This is a genomic window from Mycobacterium asiaticum, assembly GCF_001673315.1.
Lineage (GTDB): Bacteria > Actinomycetota > Actinomycetes > Mycobacteriales > Mycobacteriaceae > Mycobacterium > Mycobacterium asiaticum_B.
In genome coordinates this window covers 35568-57252 of the sequence record NZ_LZLQ01000033.1, presented here as the reverse complement: position 1 = coordinate 57252, position 21685 = coordinate 35568, and the positions used below count along the sequence as shown (strand labels likewise).

10 protein-coding genes are annotated in these 21685 nt (G+C 66.7%); 5 read left to right on the top strand and 5 right to left on the bottom strand.

What is annotated here, in order from left to right; translation table 11 throughout:
- The first annotated feature begins 48 nt into the window (after positions 1 to 48).
- The 5 genes from A5636_RS06155 to A5636_RS06135 all read left to right on the top strand — a co-directional run bounded on the left by A5636_RS06155 (position 49) and on the right by A5636_RS06135 (position 10065).
- Positions 49 to 3369, top strand: a complete 3321-nt coding sequence (locus A5636_RS06155; RefSeq protein WP_065157817.1) for an arabinosyltransferase domain-containing protein — start codon at positions 49 to 51, stop codon at positions 3367 to 3369.
- Positions 3366 to 6602: an arabinosyltransferase EmbB gene (gene embB, locus A5636_RS06150; RefSeq protein ID WP_065157816.1), complete on the top strand. Its 3237-nt coding sequence runs from the start codon at positions 3366 to 3368 to the stop codon at positions 6600 to 6602. Before A5636_RS06155 ends, embB begins: the two co-directional genes overlap by 4 nt.
- A gap of 24 nt (positions 6603 to 6626) precedes the next feature.
- Positions 6627 to 7517: an SGNH/GDSL hydrolase family protein gene (locus tag A5636_RS06145; RefSeq protein WP_081287629.1), complete on the top strand. Its 891-nt coding sequence runs from the start codon at positions 6627 to 6629 to the stop codon at positions 7515 to 7517.
- A 446-nt stretch (positions 7518 to 7963) separates the two neighbouring features.
- Positions 7964 to 8245, top strand: a complete 282-nt coding sequence (locus A5636_RS27110; RefSeq protein WP_253900512.1) for a hypothetical protein — start codon at positions 7964 to 7966, stop codon at positions 8243 to 8245.
- 35 nt (positions 8246 to 8280) lie between these two features.
- Complete coding sequence (locus A5636_RS06135) at positions 8281 to 10065, top strand: acyl-CoA dehydrogenase family protein (RefSeq protein ID WP_065157814.1); 1785 nt, start codon at positions 8281 to 8283, stop codon at positions 10063 to 10065.
- Positions 10066 to 10239: 174 nt separating this feature from the next.
- Here the strand turns inward: A5636_RS06135 and A5636_RS06130 are convergent, their stop codons facing one another.
- The 5 genes from A5636_RS06130 to A5636_RS06110 all read right to left on the bottom strand — a co-directional run bounded on the left by A5636_RS06130 (position 10240) and on the right by A5636_RS06110 (position 21542).
- A complete protein-coding gene (locus tag A5636_RS06130) occupies positions 10240 to 11820 on the bottom strand; it encodes an acyl-CoA carboxylase subunit beta (RefSeq protein ID WP_065157813.1) in 1581 nt (526 codons plus the stop codon).
- 7 nt (positions 11821 to 11827) lie between these two features.
- Positions 11828 to 17227: a polyketide synthase Pks13 gene (gene pks13 / locus A5636_RS06125; protein WP_065157812.1), complete on the bottom strand. Its 5400-nt coding sequence runs from the start codon at positions 17225 to 17227 to the stop codon at positions 11828 to 11830.
- 22 nt (positions 17228 to 17249) lie between these two features.
- Entirely contained in the window at positions 17250 to 19139 is a 1890-nt protein-coding gene (gene fadD32 / locus A5636_RS06120; RefSeq protein WP_065157811.1) for a long-chain-fatty-acid--AMP ligase FadD32, read from the bottom strand.
- A gap of 300 nt (positions 19140 to 19439) precedes the next feature.
- Positions 19440 to 20450, bottom strand: a complete 1011-nt coding sequence (culp6, locus tag A5636_RS06115; RefSeq protein ID WP_065157810.1) for a carboxylesterase Culp6 — start codon at positions 20448 to 20450, stop codon at positions 19440 to 19442.
- Between the two features lie 180 nt (positions 20451 to 20630).
- Entirely contained in the window at positions 20631 to 21542 is a 912-nt protein-coding gene (locus tag A5636_RS06110; RefSeq protein WP_081287633.1) for an esterase family protein, read from the bottom strand.
- Between the last annotated feature and the right edge of the window lie 143 nt (positions 21543 to 21685).

The following is a 21685-nucleotide window of genomic DNA, read 5'->3' as shown; positions in this document are numbered from 1 at the left end:
GCCCCGCATCCAATACGCACTTATCCGCGTCGCCTACGATCGACCCTCGTGTCCCCCGACGGTAATGAGCGATCCCACCGGATCGCCCGGTTACTGGCCGTCGCCTTCGGGATCGTCGGTCTGATCCTGTGTGTATTGGTGCCGCTGCTCCCGGTGCGGCAGACCACCGCCACCATCTTCTGGCCGCAGGGCACCGCCTCGGACGGCAACATCACCCAGATCACCGCTCCGCTGGTGTCCGGCGCGCCCCGGGCGCTGGACATTTCCATCCCGTGCTCGGCGATCGCCACCCTGCCCGCCAAGGGCGGTCTGGTGGTGTCGACCCTGCCCACTGACGGCTTCGAGACAGGCAAGCACGGCTTGTTCGTGCGGGCCAACAAGGACACTGTCGTCGTCGCGTTCCGCGACACAGTGGCCGCGGTCGCACCGCGCCCGGCGATCGCGTCGGGCGGCTGCCAGGTGCTGCACATCTGGGCCGACCGCGGCGGCGCGGGCGCCGATTTCGTCGGGATTCCCGGTGCGATGGGCAAACTGGCGCCGGAGAAGAAGCCTCAGGTGGGCGGCATCTTCACCGACCTCAAAGTGCCGGCCCAGCCGGGTCTGTCGGCTCGCGTCGACGTCGACACCCGCTTCATCCTCGCGCCCACCGCCCTGAAGTCGCTGGCCATGGGTCTCGGCGCGGTGACCGTGCTTGCCGCCATCCTCGCCCTGGGGGCACTGGATCGCCTGAGTCGAGGCGATTCACTGCGCAACTGGCGCTCCCCGATGGCATGGTTGGCGCGCTACCGCCCCCGGTTGCCTCGCGGCCCGCACGCGGGTCTGGCCGTGTGGCTCGCCGATGCCGCGGTGATCGCCACGCTGCTGCTCTGGCACCTCATCGGCGCGACCACCTCCGACGACGGCTACAACCTGACCATCGCCAGAGTCGCACCCAAAGCCGGGTACGTCGTCGATTATTACCGTTACTTCGGCACCACGAACGCCCCGTTCGACTGGTACTTCGGCGTCCTGTCCAAGCTGGCGGCGGTGAGCACCGCTGGGGTGTGGATGCGACTGCCGGCGTTGCTGGCCGGCATCGGGTGCTGGCTGCTGATCAGCCACTACGTGCTACGCCGGCTCGGGCCGGGCCGGGGTGGTCTGGCCGGCAACCGGGTCGCCCTGTACACCGCCGGCGCGGTGTTCGTGGCCGCGTGGCTGCCGTTCAACAACGGACTGCGGCCCGAACCGCTGATCGCTTTCGGTGTGCTGCTCACCTGGGTCCTGGTGGAGCGTTCCATCGCGCGGGGCCGACTCGCCCCGGCCACGTTCGCGATAATCGTGGCCGCGCTGACCGCAACGCTGGCGCCGCAGGGACTGATCGCCGTCGCGGCGCTGCTGACCGGTGCCCGCGCCATCGCGCAGACCATTCGGCGACGACGCGCCACCGACGGCCTGCTGGCACCGTTGGTGGTGCTGGCCGCGTCGCTGTCGCTGATCACCGTGGTGGTGTTCCGTGCCCAGACACTGGCCACCGTCGCCGAGTCGGCCCGCATCAAATACAAAGTGGGGCCGACCATCGCGTGGTACCAGGACTTCCTGCGGTACTACTTCCTTACCGTGGAAAACAACGCGGACGGCTCGATGGCGCGGCGGTTCGCGGTGCTCGTGCTGCTGCTGTGCATGTTCGGGATGCTGTTCGTGCTGCTGCGCCGCGGCCGGGTGTCCGGGCTGGCGACCGGCCCGGCCTGGCGGTTGCTCGGCACCGTCGCGATAGGCCTGCTGCTGCTGACGTTCACCCCGACGAAGTGGGCCATCCAGTTCGGTGCGTTCGCCAGCCTGGCCGGTGCGCTGGCCGGCCTGACGGCGTTCACCGTCGCCCGGATCGGGCTGCACAGTCGACGCAACCTGGCGCTCTACGTCACCGCGCTGCTGTTTGTGCTGGCGTGGGCGACGTCCGGCATCAACGGCTGGTTCTACGTCGGCAATTACGGCGTCCCGTGGTACGACATCCAACCGGTAGTCGCCAGCCGACCGGTGACGTCGATGTTCCTGACGCTCTCGATCATCACCGGTCTGCTGGCCGCTTGGTACCACTTCCGGATGGACTACGCCGGGCATACCGAAGTCAAGAACAACCGGCGCAATCGGGTGCTGGCGTCGGCGCCGCTGCTGGTGGTGGCGGTGATCATGGTGCTGGGTGAGGTCGGCTCGCTGGCCAAGGGGGTGGTCTTCCGCTACCCGCTCTACACCACGGGAAAAGCGAACCTGTCGGCCCTGACGTCGGGTCTGTCGCCGACCAGCTGCGCGATGGCAAACGACGTATTAGCTGAACGCGATCCCAACGCCGGCATGCTGCAGCCGGTCCCGGGTCAGCAATTCGGGCCGGGCGGCCCACTCGGCGGAGTCAACCCGCTCGGTTTCAAGCCCGAAGGCGTCGGTGAGGACCTCAAGTCCGACCCGGTGGTGGGCAAGCCCGGTGTCGTCAACTCCGACGCGTCGCCCAACAAGCCCACCGCCGCCATCACCGACTCCGCCGGAACTGCCGGGGGCAAGGGCCCCGTCGGCGTCAACGGCTCGCATGCGTTACTGCCGTTCGGGCTGGACCCAGCCCGCACTCCTGTGATGGGCAGCTACGGCGAGAACAACCTGGCCGCCCGGGCCACCTCGGCCTGGTACCAGCTGCCGCCGCGGCGGCCGGACCGGCCGCTGGTCGTGGTGTCGGCGGCCGGCGCCATCTGGTCCTATAAAGAGGACGGCGACTTCATGTACGGGCAGTCGCTCAAACTGCAGTGGGGTATCGGTCGCCCGGACGGCAACTTCACGCCGCTGGGCGAGGTTTTCCCTATCGACCTCGGACCGCAACCCGCGTGGCGCAACCTGCGCTTCCCGATCGCCTGGGCTCCGCCGGAAGCCAACGTGGCCCGGATCGTCGGCTACGACCCGAACCTGAGCTCCGAGCAGTGGTTCGCGTTCACGCCGCCGCGGGTGCCTGAGCTGGAACCGCTGCAGCAGCTGATCGGCTCGCAGGCCCCGGTGCTGATGGACATCGCGACAGCGGCAAACTTCCCGTGCCAGCGCCCGTTCTCCGAGCACCTTGGCATCGCCGAGCTGCCCGACTACCGGATCTTGCCGGACCACAAGCAGACCGCGGTGTCGTCCAACCTGTGGCAGGCGGCGTCGACCGGCGGACCGTTCATGTTCACCCAGGGTCTGCTGTGGACGTCGACGATCTCGACGTATCTGAATGGGGACTGGTACCGCGACTGGGGTTCGGTCGAGCAGTATCACCGCCTGGTCCCCACCGATCGCGCGCCCGACGCCGCCGTGCAGCAGGGCGTGACCACAGTGCCCGGCTGGAGCCGGCAAGGACCGATTAGGGCCCTCCCATGACCGTGACGAACGGCCGGCCCAGCACCCTCGCCGGCACCGAACCCGACCGCAGCTTGCGGATCACCCGCTGGGTGGCCACCGTCGCGGGTCTGGTGGGCTTTGTGTTGTCGGTCGCCACGCCACTGCTGCCGGTGGTCCAGACCACCGCGATGCTGAACTGGCCGCAGAACGGCCAACTCAACAGCGTCACCTCACCGCTGATCTCGCTGACGCCGGTGGACTTCATGGCGACCGTGCCGTGCAGCATCGTCCGCGAGATGCCCCCGACCGGCGGAGTGGTGCTCGGCACCGCGCCCAAGCAGGGTAAGGACGCCAATCTCAACGCACTGTTCGTCGTGGTCAGCGCCCAACGGGTGGACGTCACCGACCGCAACGTGGTGATCCTGTCCGTGCCGCGGGACCAGGTGGCCTCCGCACAGTGCGAGCGCATCGAAATCACCTCCACGCACGCAGGCACGTTCGCAAACTTCATCGGTCTGAAGGATCCCGGCGGCGGACCCCTGCGCAGCGGATTCCCCGACCCGAACCTGCGTCCGCAGATCGTCGGCGTCTTCACCGACCTGACGGGTCCCGCTCCACCCGGACTGAGCATGTCGGCGACGGTCGACACCCGGTTCTCCACCACGCCGACGACGCTGAAGCTGCTGGCGATGGTCGGTGCGCTCGTGTCCACCATCGTCGCGCTCATCGCGCTCTGGCGCCTTGATCAACTGGACGGGCACCGAATGCGCCGGTGGATTCCGGCCAATTGGCGCACCTTCACCCTGCTCGACGCCGTGGTGATCTTCGTGTTCCTGCTCTGGCACGTGATCGGCGCCAACTCGTCCGACGACGGCTACATCCTGGGCATGGCGCGCGTCGCCGACCACGCGGGCTACATGTCCAATTACTTCCGCTGGTTCGGCAGCCCGGAAGACCCCTTCGGTTGGTACTACAACCTGCTGGCGCTGATGACCCACGTCAGCGACTCCAGCATCTGGATGCGCCTGCCCGACCTGTTCGCCGGCTTGTTGTGCTGGCTGCTGCTGTCGCGCGAGGTGCTGCCCCGGTTGGGTCCGGCGGTCGCCGCCAGCAAACCCGCCAATTGGGCCGCGGCCATGGTGCTGCTGACCGCGTGGATGCCGTTCGACAACGGGCTTCGGCCCGAAGGGATCATCGCGGTCGGTTCGCTGGTCACCTATGTGCTGATCGAGCGGTCGATGCGGTACAGCCGCCTGACGCCGGCGGCGCTGGCCATCATCACCGCGGCCTTCACCCTGGGAGTCCAGCCCACCGGCCTGATCGCGGTAGCGGCATTGGTGGCCGGTGGTCGTCCGATGCTGCGGATCCTGGCCAAACGCCGCCGCATGGTCGGCGGCACGTTGCCGTTGCTGTCGCCGATGCTCGCCGCCGGCACCATCATCCTGACCGTGGTCTTCGCCGACCAGACGTTGTCGACGGTGTTCGAAGCCACCAGGGTGCGCGGCAAGATCGGACCCAGCCAGGCCTGGTACACCGAGAACCTGCGCTACTACTACCTGATCCTGCCCACCGTCGACGGTTCGCTGTCACGCCGGTTCGGGTTCCTGATCACCGCGTTGTGTCTGTTCACAGCGGTCTTCATCATGTTGCGGCGCAAGCGTGTGCCCGGGGTGGCGCGGGGCCCAGCGTGGCGGCTGATGGGCGTCATCTTCGGCACCATGTTCTTTTTGATGTTCACCCCCACCAAGTGGGTGCACCACTTCGGACTGTTCGCCGCAGTGGGCGCCGCCATGGCCGCGCTGACGACAGTGCTGGTGTCCCCTGCGGTATTGCGCTGGTCACGTAACCGGATGGCATTCCTGGCCGCGGTGTTTTTCATGCTGGCATTGTGTTTTGCCACCACCAACGGTTGGTGGTACGTCTCCAGCTACGGCGTTCCGTTCAACAACACCATGCCGAAAGTCGCCGGGATCCCGGTCAGCGCAATGTTCTTCGCGCTTTTCGCCCTCTCAGCCGCGTATGCAGCCTGGCTGCACTTCGCGCCCCGCAGCAGCGGTGAGAACCGGGCGACCCGGGCGCTGACGACGGCACCGGTCGCGCTGGCCGCCGGGTTCATGGCCCTGGTGTTCATCGCGTCCATGGGCATTGGGATCGTGCGCCAGTACCCCACCTACTCCAACGGCTGGTCGAACCTGCGCGCCTTCGCCGGCGGCTGCGGCCTTGCCGACGACGTGCTCGTCGAACCGGACGCCAACGCGGGCTTCATGACACCGCTGCCCGCTGGCCCCGATCCTTGGGGCCCATTGGGCCCGTTGGGCGGCACCGACCCGGTGGGCTTCTCCCCCAATGGCGTGCCCGAACAAACCGTCGCCGAGGCCATCGTGATGAAGCCCAACCAGCCCGGCACCGACTACGACTGGGACGCCCCGACCAAAACGAAACAAACAGGGATCAACGGCTCCAGGGTGCCGTTGCCCTACCAGCTCGATCCGGCGCGGGTGCCGCTGGCGGGCACCTACACCACGGGGGCTCAGCAGCAGAGCAAGCTCGCGTCGGCGTGGTACCTGTTACCCAAGCCGGACGACGGGCACCCGCTGGTCGTCGTGACCGCGGCGGGCAAGATCGCCGGCAACAGTGTCCTGCACCATTACACAGCCGGCCAGACCGTGGTGCTGGAATATGCTCGCCCTGCCCCCGGTGCCCTGGTGCCGGCCGGACGACTGGTGCCAGATGACCTCTACGGCGAACAGCCGAAGGCGTGGCGCAACCTGCGTTTCGCCCGGGAGAAGATGCCGGCCGATGCCGTCGCTGTGCGGGTGGTGGCCGAGGACCTGTCGCTGACCCCGGACGACTGGATCGCGATCACCCCGCCGCGGGTGCCGGAGTTGCGATCGTTGCAGGAGTACGTCGGGTCGACGCAGCCGGTGTTGTTGGACTGGGCGGTCGGATTGGCCTTCCCCTGTCAGCGGCCGATGCTGCACACCAACGGGGTCACCGAAATTCCGCGGTTCCGCATCACACCGGACTATTCGGCCAAGAAGCTGGACACCGATACCTGGGAAGACGGCAAGAACGGTGGCCTGCTTGGCATCACCGACCTGTTGCTGCGTGCCCATGTGATGGCGACCTACCTGTCCCGCGACTGGGCCCGCGACTGGGGGTCGCTGCGCGAATTCGAGACGCTGGTGGACGCGCCGCCCGCCCGGCTGGACCTCGGTGAGGCGACCCGTAGTGGACTGTGGTCGCCGGGCAAGATCCGCATCGCGCCGTAACTGCCGGATGAAACACTGGCTGGCATGTCCTTGAGCCGCCTGGGCATTGCCGTGTCGGTCGGTCTGGTGTCGGTCGGTCTGGTGTGCGCGGGATGCGCTGCTGCGCCGCCCGCCGGCCCGGGCTCGGTCGCGCGGCCGAACTACGTCGCCATGGGTGATTCTTTCGCGGCCGCGCCCGGTGTCGCGGAACCTGCGCTGCCGCGCGGCTGCCACCGCTCGACCAATAACTACCCGTCCGTGCTGGCCCGGCGCCTCGACGCGTCGGCGTTCCACGACGTCAGCTGCAGCGGCGCCACCACCGATGACGTCGTCGACCGCGACCAGCAGACGGACCACGGTCTGATCCCCCGTCAGCTGAATATGATCGGCCCGCCGACCGACCTGATCACCATCACCATCGGCGCCAACGATGTCGGGCTGGCCGGGGACGCCGAGTCGTGTGAGGTCAGGACGGCCGACCCGAAGCCCTGCAGCACCAAATTCGTCGTCGCCAACGAAGATCGGCTGTCGAGCACCATCGCCGCACAGGTACCGGTGTGGGCCAACATGATCGACCAGCTTCGCACCGCAGCGCCCAGGGCACGGATCATCATGGTCGGTTACGGCATGTTCGTTCGGCCCGGCGGTTGTTTCCCCGACCAGCCGCTGTTGCCCCCCGACGCGAACTATCTGCAAGCCAAGGTCGACGAACTCGCCGATCGGCAGGCACATCTCGCCGCCGAAAAGAGGATCGAGTTCTTCGACACCAGAGCGATGTCGCAGGGACACGACATGTGCGCCCCAGCCGGCGAAAGATATGTGGAGGGCTACGTCACCACCGACGACGACAGCGTGCCACTGCACCCGACAGCTTTGGGTGCGATCGCGGTGGGTAACGCGTTAACCGATTATCTCGTTCTCTCCGAAAACCGATAGTCGCTCTTCGGTTTCCAATTAAATTACTTATTCAAAGCAATAATATCCCGCCGCCGGCTGCAAGTATCGCGTGAAATATGTTGCCGCTGAAGAAATTCCAATAGAGATCGACCAAACCGGGATTAGGCCTCATTTCGCCCGGGCTTTCGCTCCCCTGATCTGGTTTATTCGAGTAGATTCTGTCAATATCTCGATTTAGGGACTCATTTCAAAGGAATGGTGAGCAGATGCGCGCACTAGCCCGCTCGAGGATCTTTATCGCGGCAATGACGGTCTCGGCCGGCGCGACAGTGGTACTGGGGGCCGGTGCGGCCACCGCGACTTCACCGGTGCCTCTCAATCCGGACTTGCGGAATTGCGATTTCAGTCTCGTCCCAACCGCGATCCAACGACCACGCGCGTTAGTGGGCCGCGGCACCGCTCAAATTAGCTCCTCAGGCTCGTCGGTGGTCGCAGACGTGCACATGGTCATCGCAAACAGCCCCGGCGCCCATTACGACGTCGGTCTGATACAGCTTCCCCGGCCGTCGTCGGCAACCTGCGGTCCCGGGGATCCAGGCACCACTTTCACCGGTATGGACACCGACGCGACCGGCCAGGCGACCGTCACGATCACGGCACCGATTCAGTCCGGCACGACCGGTGTGTGGGTGATCGTCGAGTCACCGAATCCCAACAATCAGGCGCCCGCGGAGTTTTTCACGTCCGAGTTTGTGGCCCCGGTCTAACGCGGGATCGGGTGAAACTGTAATACCGTCGCGGCATGACCGAGTACGACTTGGAGGCCGTCGACCGGCTGCCGTTCTCCACCCAGGAGAAGTCTCAGCGCTACCGCACCGAAAGCTATTCCGGGGCAACAGGACTCAATTGGTATCGGACGGATCCCACCCTGCAGTTCACCATGGCGTACTACCTCACGCCCGACGAGCTCGCGGTGGTCGAACCGCATTTGAACCGCATCGGTGAATTGATGGGCGGGCCGGTGGCGCGCTGGGCCGAGGAGACCGACCGCAACCCGCCGCGGCTGGAACGCTACGACCGGTGGGGCCACGACATCAGCCGGGTCGTCATGCCCCCGTCGTTCACGCAGTCCAAACGCGCCGTGCTGGATGCGCAACAGGAGTTGCGCGACGCGGTACGCGGCGCGGGGTTTCGCTCGTCACTGTCGGTGTTCGCGTCGAACTATCTGCTCAATCAGGCCGACATCGGGATGGGGTGCGCGCTGGGAACCGGCGGCGGCATGGTCCAGTCGTTGGTCGCCGCATATGCGCCGGCTGACGTGCGCGACTACGTGCTGGGGAAGTTCGACTCCGGTGAGTGGGCCGGCGAGACAGCGCAACTGCTGACCGAACGGACCGGCGGGTCGGACCTGGGCGCATTGGAGACGACGGCTCGCCGGGCCGGGGACGCTTGGCTGTTGAACGGTTTCAAGTGGTTCGCATCGAACTGCGCCGGGGAGGCGTTCGTTGTCCTGGCCAAGCCCGAGGGTGCACCCGATTCGAGCCGCGGCGTCGCCAACTTCCTGGTGCTCCGCACCCGCCGCGACGGCACCCGCAACGGCGTGCGCGTGCGCCGACTGAAGGACAAACTGGGCACTCGTTCGGTCGCGTCCGGTGAGGTCGAGTTCGTTGACGCCGAGGCTTTTCTACTGTCCGGGGAACCGTCCACCGACGCGGGCCCGTCTGACGGCAAGGGCCTGGGACGGATGATGGAGTTGACCAACGCGGCGCGTCTCGGGATTGCGCTGTTCGGGCTGGCCAACGCGCGCCGCGCGCTCGTGGAGGCGTTGTGCTACGCGCGGCAACGACGTGCTTTCGACGGTCCGCTGATCGACAAGCCACTGATGCGACGCAAGCTGGCGGAAATGGTCGTCGACGTCGAGGCCGCGCAGGCAATGGTGTTCGACTGCACCGGCGCGACCAACCACCGCCAGCCTCGCGGCATCCGACAGCGCATCGCGGTTCCGGTGACAAAGCTGAAGGTCGCGCGACTGGGCATCACCGCGGCATCGGATGCGATCGAGATCCACGGTGGCAACGGCTACATCGAAACCTGGCCGGTGGCAAGGCTTTTGCGCGACGGGCAAGTCAACACCATCTGGGAGGGCCCGGACAATATCCTGTGCCTGGACGTGCGGCGCGGCATTGTGCAGTCCCGTGCCCACGAGGCGTTACTGGGCCGGATGCGCGACGCGGTCTCGGTGTCCGACGACGACGAGACCACCCAGTTGGTCGTCGAGAGAATCGAGGATTTGGACGCCGCGATCACGGCATGGGAGAAATTGGACGGCGCGGTGGCCGAGGCGCGGCTCTTCCCGTTGGCGCAGTTCATGGGCGAGGTGTATGCCGGTGCGCTGCTCACCGAGCAGGCGGCATGGGAGCGCGAGACGCGTGGCGGTGAGCGCAAAGCGCTCCTGGCGCGCTTGTACGCGCGGCGGTACCTCGCCGATCACGGGCCACTGCGCGGGATCGACACGGATTCCGACGAGGGGCTGGAGCGCTTCGACGAACTGGTCGACGGGGCGCTAACTATCGGCGAGGAGTGGTAGCCGCACCCGAATCATGCTCAAACGGGGCCACAAGTCGCCTTCGCGAGTCACTTGACGTCGAGTGTGCGTCAGCCGACGGTGCACCGGCGTGTCGCGTCGCCAGTTGCACACTCGGCGAGCCTCGCGGGCCGGGAGCCTGCGAGCACGCGCGCCGGCCGCGAGCACCCCGAGCTACTAGATCGGGATCAGGCCGTGCTTGCGCGCCAACCGGGCCCAATTCTGCTTGTCCCGCAACAAGTGCAGCGACCTACGCAGCAGCAAACGGGTTTCGTGCGGGTCGACCACCGCGTCGATGAACCCGCGCTCAGCGGCTGTCCACGGAATCGCCATGTTGAGGTTGTAACCCTCGATGAAGTCCTTCTTGATCTGCTGCGCCTCGGGCGTGGTGGGATCCGGGAAGCGCTTCATCAGCAACTGCGCGGCCCCCTCGGCGCCGATCACCGCAATGCGCGCCGTCGGCCAGGCGAAGTTGAAGTCGGCAGTCAGCTGCCGGGACCCCATCACCGCGTAGGCACCGCCATAGGACTTGCGGATTGTGATCGTCACCTTCGGCACGTCGGCCTCGACCACCGAGTAAAGGAACCGGCCGCCGCGCTTGATGATGCCCCGCTTCTCCTCCTCGGCGCCTGGCAGAAACCCGGGCGTGTCCACTACGAACACCAGCGGAATCTGGAACGAGTCACAGAACCTGATGAATCGCGCCGCCTTGTCGGACGCCTCGTTGTCGATCGCGCCGGACATGTGCATCGGCTGATTGGCGATGACGCCCACCGGGCGTCCGTCGACCCGGGCATAGCCGGTGATGATCGCGGGCCCGTGCTGGGCAGCGACGTCCAGAAAGTCTCCGTCGTCGAAGATGCGCAGCAGGATCTCATGCATGTCGTAGGCCGCGTTGTCGGAGTCCGGCACGATCGCGTCCAGTTCCAGGTCGGTCGGGGTGACCTCCGGTTCCAGTCCGGGATTGACGATCGGCGGCTTGCCGAAGCAGTTGGACGGCAGGAAGGACAGGAATTCCCGCACGTACTGGAATGCCTCGGCTTCGGAGTTCACGACCTGGTGGATATTGCCGTAGCGGGCCTGCGCGTCCGAACCGCCGAGCTCATCCAGGGTGACGTCCTCACCGGTGACTTCCCGGATCACGTCGGGGCCGGTGACGAAGAAGTAACCCTGGTCGCGCACCGACACAAGCAGGTCATCCTGAATCGGCGAATAAACCGCTCCCCCGGCGCACTTGCCGAAAATAAGGGAGATCTGCGGTACCACTCCGGACAGCGCCTCGTGGCGTTGGCCCAGTTCGGCGTACCAAGCCAGCGAGGTGACAGCATCCTGGATGCGAGCCCCGCCGGAGTCCTGGATACCGATGATCGGGCAGCCGACCATCGCGCACCACTCCATCAGCCGGGCGACCTTGCGGCCGAACATCTCGCCGACGGTGCCTTGGAACACCGTCTGGTCGTGCGAGAACACCCCGACCGGACGGCCGTCGATCAACGCATGCCCCGTGACCACACCGTCGCCATACAGTGCGTTGGGATCACCCGGGGTTTTGCACAACGCCCCGATCTCGAAGAAGGTGCCCGGGTCGACCAGCGCGTGCACGCGGGCGCGGGCGCTCGGAATGCCCTTCTTCTCGCGCTTGGCGGCAGCCTTCTCGCCGCCGGGCTCTTTGGCCAGCTCCAGACGAGCGCGTAGCTCGGCCAGCTTCTCGGCTGTCGAATGCACGACGGGAGCTGGGTCCGGAGCTAAATCCGTCACTGGTCGCCTACCTCACCTGGTCCACTTTGTCCGACTCGTCCGCGATCTCGTCCAGCGCACGGCTCATGTGTTCGCCCACCTTGGCGATGATCGGCTCGTCGATGGCCTGGATGTGCTCGCCACCGATAGGCACCACCTCAAGGTCGGACACGTACTCACCCCAGCCGCCGTCGGGTTTGCGGACGGCATACCGCGGCTCGAACATGATCGCGTCGTCATGGTATCGATCGGCCATATAGAGCGTGACATGCCCATCGAACGGCTGGATCACTGCGGTGTCGATCGCCCGGTTGTCCAGGTACGACGTGCGCTGGTGCTCGATGATTCCGGCCGGAATCTGCACGCCGCTCTGGCTGACGGCGTTCAGCACGAACCGGACCTGACCCTCGTCGTCCAGCTGCTCGAGCTCGTCGTACGGGATCGCCGGGATGGTGACGTTGAACGTCTTCTCGGCGAACTTCGCGTAGCGGTCCCAGCGTTTGCGGACCTCTTCCTTGGTCTGCGGGATCTCCTCGCCGGCGCGCACGGCGTCGATCAGGCCGACCCACCGCACATCCTTGCCCAGCCGCTTCAGCCCGATCGCACACGCATAGGCCAGCACCCCACCCAGCGACCAACCGGCCAGAATGTAGGGCCCGTCGCCCTGCATCTCGATCAGCTTCGGGACGTACTGGGCGGCTCGCTCTTCGATCGATCCCTCGACCCGCTCGAAGCCGTACATCGGCACGTCGGCGGGCAACCGGTTGAGCAACGGTTCGTAGACCACCGTCGAACCCCCGGCGGGGTGGAAGACGAAGACGGGGGCCCGGGAGCTGCCTTCCGGACGGGGGCGCAAGGTACGCACGAACCCGTCGATCACGCCGGCTTCCAGGTACTGGCGCACCTTGTCGGCCAGTGCCTCGATGTTCTGCGCGCTCAGCACGTCCTCGGTGCTGATCGGACCGTCGGCACGCTCGGAAAGCCGCTGCGCCATCTTGGCCGCTGTGGCTTCGTCCAGCTTGGGCAGCATGTTGAAGATGCCGCCCGCGGACTTGCCCGTGACGATCGCCCAGGTGGCGAACGTGACCCGCTCGGCGGCGTCGCGCGGTGGCACGTCGGAGTTGAGCGCTTGCGCGACCGCCTCCTGGTTGAGCGCCTCCGCAGCCCCTTTCAGATCCGGGGCCTGCGCGCCGCCGCCGTTTGCGGCCGACGGACCCAGCGGGTTGGTCGGCGGCGGCGGGATCGGCACATCGGAGGGCGGCGGGGGCGGAGCCGGCTGCGTCTCCGGTTCGGCCTGCGGGTCCGGCGCCGGGGCCGCCAGGCTGGCCGGCGATGCACCGCTGAGCAGCTCGGCCTGGGCCCGCGCGATCTCCTCGGCGGTCTGGGTCTTCTGATACTCGTGCAGCTGCTCGACCTCGTCGCGGTGCTCGATCGCGTACTCGATCAGCTTCTCGACGGCGTACAGGTTGGCGTCGCGCACCGCCGTCAGCTGGATCGGCGGCAGGTCGAAGTCGTACTCGACGCGGTTCTTGATCCGCACCGCCATCAGCGAGTCCAGTCCGAGCTCGATCAGCGGGACCTCCCACGGCAGGTCCTCGGGCTCGTATCCCATAGCTGCCGCCACGATGGTGCCCAACCGATCGGCGATTGTCTCGCCCGAGTCCGGCGACCATCTGCCCACGCTCGAGGGCAGGTAGCGGTTGGTCAGGCTGTCGGTCAACGTGTCGGCGTCATCGTCGTCGACGACGGGAGCGCCGGTGGTCTCACCGTTGGTCAGCGGGGCGGCTGCCGAAACGGCCGTGCCGACACCCACTGCGGCCGGCAGCACCGACTCGGTCCCGCCCCGCGTCACCAGCGCGTCGTACACGAGCGTGAACGACTCGTCGATGCGGGCGTGCACCTGCACCGAGGCGCCGCCTGGGTGCCGCGTCATCGTCGTCACCAACCGGGCGCCCTCGCCGGGCACCGCGCGCTGCTCGGCTGCTGTCAGCGTCGCGTCCGGCAGCACCTGCGTCGCCGCCGCCTTCACCAACGCGACCAAGTCGACCTGACCATCCCGCGGCGCGTACTCCCAGGCGTGGCGGCCGTCCGGCAGCGCGACGTGGTTGCCGGGAATCAGCACCGAGGCGTCGCCGGAGAAGTGCGCGGGCAGCCAGTGCTCCTTGCGCTTGAACCGGGTCGGCGGGATGTTCGCATAATCCTCGGGACCGGAGGCCCGGGTGAACAAAGTCCGCACGTCCAAGTCGTGACCGTGCACGTACAGCTGAGCCATCGCCGAGATCATCGACTCGACCTCGTCCTGCTTGCGGGCCAGCGTCGGGATCAGTTGGGCATCGTGCAGGCCGGCCGACGCGGTGGTCAGACCCACCTGCATCAGTGCCACCGGGTTGGGCGCGAGCTCCAGGAAGGTGGTGTGACCGCTGTCCACGGCGTTGCGGATGCCGTGGGTGAAGTAGACGCTGTGCCGCAGACCCTTCTTCCAGTAGTCGACGTCGTGAATCGGGTCGCTGCCGGGCTTGATGTAGCTGCCCTCGTGCACGGTCGAGAAGATGCCGCACGTCGGACTCGTCGGCTTGATGCCCTGCAGTTCGGCTGCGAGCTCACCGAGCAACGGGTCCATCTGCTGGGTGTGGCTGGCGCCCTTGGTCTGGAACTTGCGGGCGAACTTGCCCTCGGATTCCGCCCGCGCGATGATCGCGTCCACCTGCTCGGGCGGTCCGCCGATGACGGTCTGGGTGGGTGCGGCGTAGACGCACACTTCCAGGTCGGGGAAGTCGGAGAACACCGTCTTGATCTCGTCGGCGGAATACTCCACCAACGCCATCAACCGGATGTACTCGCCGAACAGCATCGCCTCGCCCTCGCCCATCAGGTGCGAGCGTGAGCAGATGGTGCGGGTGGCGTCGCGCAGCGACAGGCCGCCGGCGAAGTACGCCGACGCCGCCTCACCCAACGACTGACCCACGACCGCGGCGGGCTTGGCACCGTGATGCTTGAGCAGCTCACCCAGCGCGATCTGAATCGCGAAGATGGTGACCTGTGTGGTCTCGATGCCGTAGTCCTGCGAGTCATCCAGGATCAACTCGAGCACCGAGTAGCCCAGCTCGTCCTGAATCAGCGCATCGACCTTCTCGATCCACTCGGCGAACACCTCGTTGCGCAGGTAAAGGCTCTTGCCCATCTTGCGGTGCTGCGCACCGAAGCCGGCCAGCACCCAGACCGGGCCGTTGGTCACCGGTCCGTCGGCGCTGAACACATTGGGCCGCTGCTTGCCCTCGGCGATCGCGCGCAGGCCCTTGACGGCCTCTTCATGGTCGCGAGCCAGCACCACCGCTCGGGAGCGACCGTGATTGCGCCGCGACAGCGACCGGCCGATCGACTCCAGCGACGCCGCCTGGCCTTCGGGGCTTTCTATCCAGTCGGCCAGTTCGGCGGCGGCGGCCTTTTTGCGCGAGGTGAGGAACGCTGACACTGCCAGCGGAATGACCGGGGCCGGAAGCTCCTGCGTCGCAAGCTCTTCCATCGCCGCCGCCTTGAGCGCCAACGCCTCTTCGGTGACGCCGGGCAGTTCCGGCTCCTCCTCGGCGACGGCCGCCGGGTCGTCGTCGGTGATGATCTCGCCGTATTCGTCGAAGCGCAGCGAGTGGCCCTGCGCTTCGGTCAGTTCGCCACCCGCGGACACCACCGCGGCCTGCGGCGTCGTCTCAGGTTCGGGCTCGGGCGCCTCTTTTTCCACCACGTCTCGGGGAAGCACCTCGCGCACCACCAGGTGCGCGTTGGCGCCACCGAAACCGAAGCTCGACACACCGGCCAGCGCATAGCCGCCGTACCGGGGCCACTCAGTGGCCTGGTCGACCACCTTCAGGCGCATCGCGTCGAAGTCGATGTAGGGGCTGGGGCCGGCGAAATTGATCGACGGCGGCAGCTTGTCGTGCTGTAACGCCAGCACAACCTTGGCCACGCTGGCCACACCGGCCGCTGACTCCAAGTGTCCGATGTTGGTTTTGATCGCACCCAGCAGCGCCGGCCGATCGGCCGGACGGCCCTTGCCGACGACGCGTCCCAGCGCCTCCGCCTCGATTGGGTCACCCAGGATGGTGCCGGTGCCGTGCGCCTCGATGTAGTCGACGGTGCGCGGGTCGATCCCCGCGTCCTTGTAGGCCCGGCGCAGCACCTCGGCCTGCGCATCCTGGTTGGGGGCGATCAGGCCGTTGGAGCGGCCGTCGTGGTTGATCGCGCTGCCCGCGATGACGGCCAGGATCTGGTCGCCGTCGCGGCGGGCGTCGTCCACCCGCTTGAGCACCAGCATCCCGGCACCCTCGGAACGGGTGTAACCGTCGGCGTCGGCGGAGAACGACTTGATCCGGCCGTCCGGAGCCAGCACCGCACCGATCTCGTCGAAACCGAGCGTTACCGCCGGCGTGACCAGCGCGTTGACACCGCCGGCGATCGCGACGTCGGCCTCGCCGTTGCGCAGTGCCTGCACGGCCTGATGCATTGCCACCAGCGAACTCGAACACGCCGTGTCGACCATCACCGATGGGCCGCGGAAGTCGTAGAAGTACGAAACCCGGTTGGCGATGACCGCACCCGAGTTGCCGGTGATTGCATACGGGTGCGCGACAGTCGGGTCCGAGATAGCCAGGAAACCGTAGTCGTTGTTGGTGACCCCGACGTACACGCCGACGGCCTCGCCGCGCAGGCTGGACGCCGGAATGCGGGCGTGCTCGAGCGCCTCCCAGGTCAGCTCCAGCGCCATCCGTTGCTGCGGGTCGATGTTGTCGGCTTCGGTCTTGGCCACCGCGAAGAACTCGGAGTCGAAGCCCTTGATGTCCTTGAGGTAGCCACCGCGGGTGCGGGCTTTGGCCACCCGCTCGGCCAAGCGCGGCTCCTCGAGAAACTCCGACCAACGGCCGTCCGGCAGGTCGGTGATCGCGTCGCGACCCTCCATCAGCGCCTGCCAGGTCTCCTCCGGCGAGTTCATGTCGCCCGGGAAGCGGGTGGACAGACCCACGATCGCGATGTCGACGCGCTCGGCAGGCCCGTTGCGGGTCCAGTCGGCGTCAGCGCCGCCGTCGTCCGGCCGTTCCGGCTCGCCCTCGATGATGCGGGTGGCCAGCGACTCGATGGTCGGGTGCTGGAACGCGACAGCTACCGACAGGGTCACCCCGGTCAGGTCTTCGATGTCGGCTGCCATCGCCACCGCGTCGCGCGACGCCAGGCCCAGTTCGACCATCGGCACCGACTCGTCGATGTCGTCGGGCGACTTCCCAACCGCCTTGCCGACCCAGTTGCGCAGCCACTGGCGCATCTCGGGGACCGTAGTGATGCTTCGCTCTGCAGCATCCCCGGCTGGCGATATGCGCCGCTCCTCAGCATCGGTCTCGTTGGCGGGCAGGTTCTCCTGGAAATCGCTCATGTCAGACATTGATTACCTTTTGGTTTTGCGCTCAGTCGTTCGTCGCGAAGCTCGCCGGCGAGCCAACGCCACTGCGCAAGCTGCCGTCGATGTAGGCCGCACGGCACGCGCGACGGCCGATCTTGCCGCTGGAGGTTCGCGGGATCGTGCCGGCTGACACCAGCAGCACGTCACGGACGGTCACCCCGTGCCCGACCGCTATCGCCGCGCGGATGGCGTCGGCGATCGGCTGGTATTCGAGCTTGTGCGCACCCGCGGCCCGCTCACCGACAATGACCAGCTGTTCGGAGCTGTCTTCCGGGTCCTTCGTCAGACCGGAGTGCGGGTCGTCGAAAACCTTGGCCGGCAATTGGTTGGCCGGCACCGAGAAGGCGGCGACGTAGCCCACCCGCAACGCCTTGCTGGACTCCTGCGCGGTGAACTCCAGATCCTGCGGGTAGTGGTTGCGGCCGTCGATGATGACCAGGTCCTTGATGCGGCCCGCTATATAGAGGTGTCCGTCGTGGTAGGTCCCGTAGTCGCCGGTACGCACCCACATGCCGTCGTCAGGCGCTCCTTCGGCATGTGACTCGGTGACGCGCGACTTCAGGATGTTCTTGAACGTGTAGACGGACTCTTCTTCCTTGCCCCAGTAGCCACCACCGAGGTTGTTGCCGTGCAACCAGATTTCGCCGATCTGCCCGTCCGGCAGCTCGCTGGCCGAGTCGGGATCGACGATGACGGCCCACTCGTCCACCCCGATCTTGCCCGCGGACACCTGCGCCACGGCGTTCGGAGCGTCGGCGGCCACCTCGACGAAGCGCTGCTTGTTCAGCTCTTCCCGGTCGACGTGGATGACCCTGGGCGCCTCGTCCATCGGTGTGGTCGAGACGAACAGCGTCGCTTCAGCCAGTCCGTACGAGGGCTTTACCGCTGTCTTCGGCAGACCGTACGGTTCGAACGCCTCGAAGAACTTGCGCATCGAGGAAGGCGACACCGGCTCGCTGCCGTTGAGGATCCCCTTGACGTTGCTCAGGTCCAGTGGCGGCTCACCCTCCTTGGGCACGCCGCGCACCGCGGCGTGCTCGAACGCGAAGTTCGGCGCCGCGGAAAACACTCCCCCGGTTTCACCGGGCTTGCGGGCGAGTTCGCGAATCCAGCGTCCTGGCCGGCGCACGAACGCCGCGGGCGTCATGAAGGTGAAACTCTGCCCCAGCACCGGGGCGCACAGCGCAGTGATCAAACCCATGTCGTGGAAGAACGGCAGCCAGCTGAGGCCGCGGTCACCTTCAGCGCCCTCCAGCGCGACCAGCGTCTGCAACACGTTGGTGGGCAGATTCAGATGGCTGATCTGCACGCCGGTCGGCGTGCGGGTGGAACCGGAGGTGTACTGCAGGTAGGCGATGGTGTTCTCGTCAGCCTCGGTCTCTTGCCAGGTCGAGTTGACTTCCGTCGGCACCGCGTCGACCGCGATGACGCGAGGACGTTCCTTGACCGAACGCGAACGGATGAACTTCCGCACGCCCTCGGCCGACTCCGTGGTGGTCAGGATTGTCGACGGTGTGCAGTCGTCGAGCACCGCGTGCAGACGGCCGACGTGACCCGGCTCCGCCGGGTCGAACAGCGGCACCGCGATCCGCCCGGAGTACAGCGCGCCGAAGAAGGCGATCAGGTAATCCAGGTTCTGCGGGCAAAGGATGGCGATGCGATCACCCGGTTGGGTGACCTGCTGCAGCCGGGCACCTACCGCGCGGTTCCGCGCGCTGAATTCCGACCAGAGAATGTCCCGCTCGATGCCGTCCCGCTCGGTGGAGTAGTCCAGGAAGCGGTACGCCAACTTGTCGCCGCGAACCCTCGCCCATTTCTCGACGTGACGGACCAGGTTGGTGTTGGACGGGAACCTGATCTTTCCGTTCACGACGAACGGATTGTGGTACGCCATATGGCCCTCTCCTGTTACAAGCTCTCTAGGTGTCAGCGTCCGCCGACGGGTAGTCCGTTTGCTGCCGGCATAGCCGACTAAAGATCTGCGCGCGGTTTGGCTCCGACCTGCGCCCGTTACACACCGGCGCGTGTCGCAGCCAACTTCGACCCAACCGGGTCAACCACATGCTCTTAATTTTCTCTTAATGTTAAGGGGCAGTGAGCGGCAGACCAAATCACAAGGTACGCCTGATCGCGGTTCTTACCGTCGCACGAGCGGTGTGTCTAATAGCTCACCTACATAATTCGGCCGCGAAGGTCACCCGTGTTTGGGATGAGGCGCTTTGTCCAGCACTCCTTGCGCCCAGTTCAGCGTCCACTGGGTCGCGGACTGGCCGTCCGCGTTCCAGAAATCCGTGGTGGCGTACATCGCGTGGATCGGTTGACCCGCGCCTCCCGCAAGCGTGTTCAGCGTGGTCGGAAGGTTGGCGGGACTGAAGGCCTCCTTCGGGGCGGCACAGATCAGATCGCCTTCGGCGCAGATCTCATTGGTGCGGGCGTTGAGGTCACCGAAGCCACCGGGCCGCGCGCCGGTCATGGTCAGACCCAGCCCGGCAAGCACCGGGACCTCGTGCAGCGTGATCTCGGCACCCACGCCCGGCGGGCTGGGCGGGATGTTGTTGCCCACGCCCTCCTGACGGCGGCCGTCAGCGATCAACGTCACACCCAGGACCAGGTCCTCGTCGACCGGACCGCGGCCGTTGCCGATGTCACTGGCCACGTCGCCGCCGATTACCGCACCCTGCGAGAAGCCGACGATGACGTAACTGGTCAAGGGGCACTTGTTGTTCATGTCGGTGATGGCCTTGACGGTCGCGCGGGTGCCCTCGGCGCGGCTCTCGTTGTAGCTCATCTGGCCGTCTGCGGACAGCGGATTACGGAACTGGGCCGTGTAGGGGACGGTGTAGGTCTGCACGCGGCCCGCGCCGAACTGCTGACTGACCGGTCCCGTCACATTGAGCAGCAATGCCCGGGGGAACTGCGTCGGGTTCAGCGGATCATCCGTCGGCCACGATTCCCAGGTTCCCGGGATCGAGACCAACTGCACGTCGGGGCAGGAAGCGTCCTGGGACTCGGGGCGCGGTTTCTTCGGGTGGGAGCCAGTCGGCCCGGTCGGCAACACACCCGGGGGCACCGCGCTGGGCGGCACGTCCTCGTGGCGCAGCAGCATCACCCCGCCGATGATGACCAGCGCCACCACCAGGGCCATCGACGCGGCCGCTACCCAGGCTAGGCGTCGGTGACGTTTACGACGGGCGTTGTTGGCCATGTTCTCCCGCTAACAGAGTCCGGATGGGGCAGGTGGTTGCACATCGATGCGGGAGCGCCACGTCGCGCCCTGACTCACCTCTGTGTACACGGTACCGGCCCATTCGAGCAGGTCCGCCGATTCTCAGCCGGCCCTCAGGGTGCCGGACTGTGGGGCGGAGCAGGAGGTTAGCGCAGCAGGTTAGCGAATCGCGCCGACGATGTCGCCCGACATGGCACCGAGCTGTCCGGCCCACGAGCCCCAGCCGTTGTCGCCGCCGCCGGGAAACTCGAAGTGACCGTTGTGCCCACCGACCTCGCGGTAGTGCTGATAGAACGACCGGCTGGTGCCCATCGCGGCATCCGCTGCGCCGAGCATGGCGGCGGGATTACTGCTGCCGCCGGCAGTCGGGCTCCACACCCAGACCCGGGTGTTGTTCTGGGCCAGCAGGGCCTCGTGCACCCAGGGGTCGTGCCACTTCCAGCGACCCAACTGTGGGGCGCCCCACATGCCGTTGCCGTCCACCCCGCCGAATTCCTGCAACCCGGCAAGGATCGCGCCATTGGTGAACGTTTCCGACGGGTACAGGAAACCGGACAGTGAACCGGCGAAGCCGAAGCGGTCGGGGTGGAACGCCGCCAGGGCCATCGCGCCGTAACCGCCCTGCGAGGCGCCTACCGCGCCGTGCCCGCCGGGTGCCAGACCCTTGTTGGCCGCCAGCCAGTCAGGCAACTCACTGGACAGGAAGGTGTCCCACTGCTTGCTGCCGTCCTGCTCCCAGTTGGTGTACATGCTGAAGGCACCACCGGCCGGAGCCACCACCGAAATCCCCTTGCCGGCAAGCGTGTTCATCGCATTGCCCGCAGTGACCCAGTTGCTCACATCCGGGGCGGCATCGGCGGCATCCAGCAGGTACACGGCGTGTGGCCCGCCGGCCAGGAACGCCACCGGGATGTCGCGGCCCATAGCCGCCGAGGGCACCATCAGGGTCTCGTAAGGGGCCGCCTTGGCGGTGCCCATCGGACCGATTGACCCCCCAGCCGCCAGCCCACCGAACGCGACTGCCAGCACCGCAATGCCGAACAGCCGTAGCAGCACCGACAGACCCCTCATGTGCACCTCCATGGTGTTTCGCTGCGCGCACAGCATCCTGCCCGCAAGGTAGCTAACCACACTGCTATCGATCGGATAAAGGGGCGCTCACAAGCCAATAACCAACGGCGGCGACCCAATAACTAACAGCGGCGACCCAATAG

Excerpts from the sequence above, each read along its gene's own strand:
- pks13 (WP_065157812.1), bottom strand. The coding sequence starts at position 17,227 with ATGTCTGACATGAGCGATTTCCAGGAGAACCTGCCCGCCAACGAGACC.
- embB (WP_065157816.1), top strand. The coding sequence starts at position 3,366 with ATGACCGTGACGAACGGCCGGCCCAGCACCCTCGCCGGCACCGAACCC.
- culp6 (WP_065157810.1), bottom strand. The coding sequence starts at position 20,450 with ATGGCCAACAACGCCCGTCGTAAACGTCACCGACGCCTAGCCTGGGTA.
- fadD32 (WP_065157811.1), bottom strand. The coding sequence starts at position 19,139 with ATGGCGTACCACAATCCGTTCGTCGTGAACGGAAAGATCAGGTTCCCG.
- A5636_RS06135 (WP_065157814.1), top strand. The coding sequence starts at position 8,281 with ATGACCGAGTACGACTTGGAGGCCGTCGACCGGCTGCCGTTCTCCACC.
- A5636_RS06110 (WP_081287633.1), bottom strand. The coding sequence starts at position 21,542 with ATGAGGGGTCTGTCGGTGCTGCTACGGCTGTTCGGCATTGCGGTGCTG.
- A5636_RS06145 (WP_081287629.1), top strand. The coding sequence starts at position 6,627 with ATGTCCTTGAGCCGCCTGGGCATTGCCGTGTCGGTCGGTCTGGTGTCG.